Genomic DNA, 3,923 nt, shown 5'->3' with positions numbered 1-3,923 from the left:
TGCGGCAGGCCACGGCTTTCATCTGGCCTTGATTTTGCATTTGTCATTTGGCTGTTTTAGCGCACGGCTTCCTACGCATGACGCCACGCTGCCTGCTTCCACTCCTCGTGCTGAGCCTTGTCAGTTGCACCACCGTCCAGAACACGGGCAACAACGCTTTCCGCTATGGCCGTAAGTTCGTCACCAGTGACATCCCGCGTGCCTCACGCTTCATGTGGGGGCATGTCTCTGGTTTTTTCCGTGGTGGGGCTAATGATGGCTCCTTCTGGTATGCTGATGACATGAGCGGCAGGCCCAGCGTTGTCATCAATCTCGGCGAGCAGATGGTCTATCTGTTCAAAGGCGGCGAACTCGCCGGTGGTTCGCCCATTTCCTCCGGCACCGAAGGCTACGACACCAAACCCGGCAGCTACCGCATTCTCGACAAGGACATCGACCACAAATCCTCCATCTACGGCGACTATGAGGACTTCGAGGGCAACGTCATCATGCAGAACATCGACAACCGCAAGGATCCTCGCCCGCCCGGCACGCGCTTCGAGGGCGCGAAGATGTTTTACTTCATGCGTGTCTATGGCGGTGTCGGCATGCATCAGGGCCACCTCCCAGGCTACGCCGCTTCCCACGGCTGCATTCGCCTTCCCGGCCACATGGCCGAGAAGTTTTATCAGCAGGTCCACGTCGGCACTCCGGTGGAGATTGTGCCATAAAAGGGCTCAAGAACTCGACGCCGGATCCCAAAGTAGTTTCGAGGTCAGGCGTTGCGGCCTGTTCATTCTTGATCCATGACCGTTGACTGTCTCAGACCCAGTCTGACAGCTCGGGTGGGCGCAAATTGCGGTTTCCAAGACGGAAATTGGCGGCAACTTTGCCCGCCGCCTAATTTTTCCCCGTGCCTGCCCGTTCCAACCCTGAATCAACGCATGCCCGCCCAACACGTCCAGGATGAAGCCTCCGTGCTGGTCAGGCGAGCACTGGACCAGCATGAAAGCACACTTATCGCCTACACAGCCGGCATCCTCGGTGGAGACATCGAGCGTGCGCGCGATGTCGTGCAGGATGCCATGCTGCGGCTCTACCTCACCGAGCCGGAGCGTGTCCGTGAGAACCTCAAGTCCTGGCTGTTCACCGTCTGCCGAAATCGTGCCTTTGACATCCTGCGCAAGGAGCAGCGGCTGGACCTCGGCAACGAGGATGTCATCGCCGCGGCAACGGATCACGAGCCCGACCCCGCCCAAAGCGCCGGCATGCACGAGCTTTATGCGCACATCTGGCATTGCGTGGACCGGCTGCGGCCCAACCAACGCGAAGTCGTGCGGCTCAAGTTCCTTCACGATTGCTCCTACCAGGAGATCGCTGGCATCACCGGACTCAGCGTCGGCAATGTCGGCTTCATCATGCATCACGCGATCAAGAAACTGCGCGAACTGATGAGCACTGACCTAAGCGAAGAATATTCCCCCACCCATTCATGAACCCGCAGGACAATCCCCACTTTACCGCTTACGCGCTCGGAGAACTGAACGCCGAGGAGGCGCACGCGCTGCACGAAATGCTGGCCACTACGCCCGCCGCCGCGCACCAGTTGGAGCAGATCGAGGCCGTGACCGATGCGTTACGTCATGGGGCGCCCATTCCGCAGTCACGTCTCACTCATGAACAGCGCCACGCCGTGCTGCATCCGGCCAATCTGCCGCGTCGGATTCAGCCGATGCTGCCGCGCAAGCCTGCAGGACGTCCGCATCAGGCCTTCTGGCCGGTGATGGGCACACTGCTGAAGGCGGCCGCCGTCATTACCCTGACGGGCGCGGCCTTCTTCGCGGGATGGTCGTTCAGTCCGGTGGTGAAGGATGCGGCGCAGATCGTTGCCACACCTCCCAAGGCAAAGCCACCGGTCGAAAATGCCGCCAATCCGCAGACAGCTCCTGAAAAGGCGGTTCCTGCGCCAATCGTGGCCGTCAAACCGGTCATGCAACCCGCGACCGAGCCGATGCCACAGAAAGTCGCGGACAACATCACTCCAGCACCCATCCCAGCCGCGAAGGAGGTGGTGGTTGTCAAAACGATTCCTGCGGTCACGCCTCCAACCACTGCGGCGGTTGTGACACCAAATCTGGGCTTCACCATGCCTGCCGGGCGCGGTGCATTTGCCAGCACGACGAAACAGACCTCCGATCAGTTCAACCTGCAGCCTGCACAGATCAAGCCTGCGCCATCCAAGCCACAAGGACAGGTGTTTGCCTCGCCACAGCCTGCGAATGCGAAGACCGAAGCCAAGCCGATGCGTGTGACGGATTTGTTTATCCATTCATGGAAGGCCGAAGTGGCCGCCTGTCCGTGGAATCCTGCGAATCGTCTGCTGCGCGTTGTGATCCAGGTGCCGGCCGATCAGCCCGCAGTCCTCGCCTCCGACGCCAGTTTCCCGCTCCAAGTCACCTTTGATCAGGCGAATGTGAAGCAGTTCCGCCTATTGTGTGAGCGGCATCTGGTTGCGGCCGAATTGCGCAGCGCCGGCACACACGTGCTGTGGTATGAGTTCCAGCCGAATGGCAGCGGCGAAATCGCCCGTGACGGCGGCCGGCAGATCGCCACCGTCACGCTGCCCAACGCACGCTTTACCTCGCAGACCGTCGGACCGTTCGACAGCAGCAAACTGCAGGTCATTGACCGTGGTTACTCACTCCAGAACGCACGTGAAGACTTCGTGTTTGAGACCTCCGTGGTCGGTTTCGGCCTGTTGCTGCGCGGCGCGGATCAATTGGGCGGCCTGAATCATGATCTTGTGCTGGAACTCGCGAAACAGGCCAAAGGTGCTGACACCAGCGGTGGACGTGCACGTTTCATCCGGCTCGTGCAGGATGCGCAGCGTATGGCAGGACTGTGAATCAGGCGCGGCTCATGATTCTCCCGCTGAAGCGCGAGCTGTGAGGCGCGTAGAGTTTGTGGCCGAGGACGAGGAAGCGCTCGCGCAGACAGCCGCGGTGTTCGTTGATCACCTGCATCCAAGGGCTGCGGCGCATGGAAAAGGCGGGCTCGCGCGCGAGATTGGCGAGATCCTGATCGCGCCCGAGCAGATGACCGAGACGCTTTGCCCGTTTGATGCGTCGTGCCGATCCGGGAAGCTGCGGCAGCGCCAGGGTTTGAAAATACAGGTCCTTCACGCGATGCCGCCAGCGGTGCAGAATGCGATTGTCCGTGGTTTCACAAGCCTGTTTCATCAGGCGGCGGCCTTTGCGATAGCACCGGGCATGCTCCCCAAGAAGCTGCTCTGCTGAGAGCGATTCGATGCAGGTGTTGTCAATGAGCTGCCCCAGCGCATGCAGTTGATGGCGCAGAGATGAGGCCGGCGGTTTTGCCTGCGGCATGCCCACGAGATGCGGACGGTTTTTGGGCGCCAGATGGAAGCGATGAGCGAGTTTGTCGATGAGCTTGTGCTGCACCACGCGGTCACGATTGCAGGCACAGGCGTTTTTAACCGTGCGAATGTGCAGGCGCATCGCCTGCAGGGTGTGTTCCTCGATGCCTTCGCGTGCGAGCCGGAGCAGCGCCTGCATCTTTTTCATGCGCACCCGCAGTTGGTGCGTGGCTGTTTCTTCCTGCGATGAAATCCTCAGCACATCATCCTGCGCGCGTTCGCAGAGCTGATGCAACAAACGCTTCAACTGCCGGCCCGTCAGGCCCGAGGAGTCATGGCTTTGTTTCATGCGTTCTCATTCAGCACGGGGGCACTTGCGACGGCAAGAAAGAGTTTTTCACATTCGTCCTCGAATTCTGGCAACAAGCGCGCCGGGCTTGTGAATTGTCTGAATCACTGAAGTCAGTCGATCTGCTGGGAATGTCGTCACATTCGTTTTGGATGCCATTTTTTGGCGAAAGCAGAGGGAGTTTGGTGAAAAACTTTGATTGATTCGCCTGCCGCCAAT

The 3,923-nt window shown here is 59.8% G+C and carries 4 protein-coding genes; 3 read left to right on the top strand and 1 reads right to left on the bottom strand.

The genetic code is table 11. The features are described 5' to 3' along the window. Window positions 1–77: 77 nt before the first annotated feature. The 3 genes from U1A53_RS24155 to U1A53_RS24145 all read left to right on the top strand — a co-directional run bounded on the left by U1A53_RS24155 (window position 78) and on the right by U1A53_RS24145 (window position 2,884). The gene (locus U1A53_RS24155) at window positions 78–710 is read left to right on the top strand and encodes a L,D-transpeptidase family protein (protein ID WP_322284444.1); all 633 of its coding nucleotides are present in this window, start codon (window positions 78–80) and stop codon (window positions 708–710) included. Window positions 711–923: 213 nt separating this feature from the next. After that, complete coding sequence (locus tag U1A53_RS24150; RefSeq protein WP_322284443.1) at window positions 924–1,475, top strand: sigma-70 family RNA polymerase sigma factor; 552 nt, start codon at window positions 924–926, stop codon at window positions 1,473–1,475. Then, window positions 1,472–2,884, top strand: a complete 1,413-nt coding sequence (locus U1A53_RS24145) for a YfbK domain-containing protein (RefSeq protein ID WP_322284442.1) — start codon at window positions 1,472–1,474, stop codon at window positions 2,882–2,884. Before U1A53_RS24150 ends, U1A53_RS24145 begins: the two co-directional genes overlap by 4 nt. A 1-nt stretch (window position 2,885) precedes the next feature. Here U1A53_RS24145 and U1A53_RS24140 read toward each other — a convergent pair whose 3' ends face one another. Next, a complete protein-coding gene (locus tag U1A53_RS24140; protein WP_322284441.1) occupies window positions 2,886–3,704 on the bottom strand; it encodes a CHAD domain-containing protein in 819 nt (272 codons plus the stop codon). Window positions 3,705–3,923: the final 219 nt, after the last annotated feature.

The organism is Prosthecobacter sp. (assembly GCF_034366625.1).
Lineage (GTDB): Bacteria > Verrucomicrobiota > Verrucomicrobiia > Verrucomicrobiales > Verrucomicrobiaceae > Prosthecobacter.
Note: the sequence above shows the minus strand (reverse complement) of the source record. Positions and strands in the feature narration are given on the sequence as shown.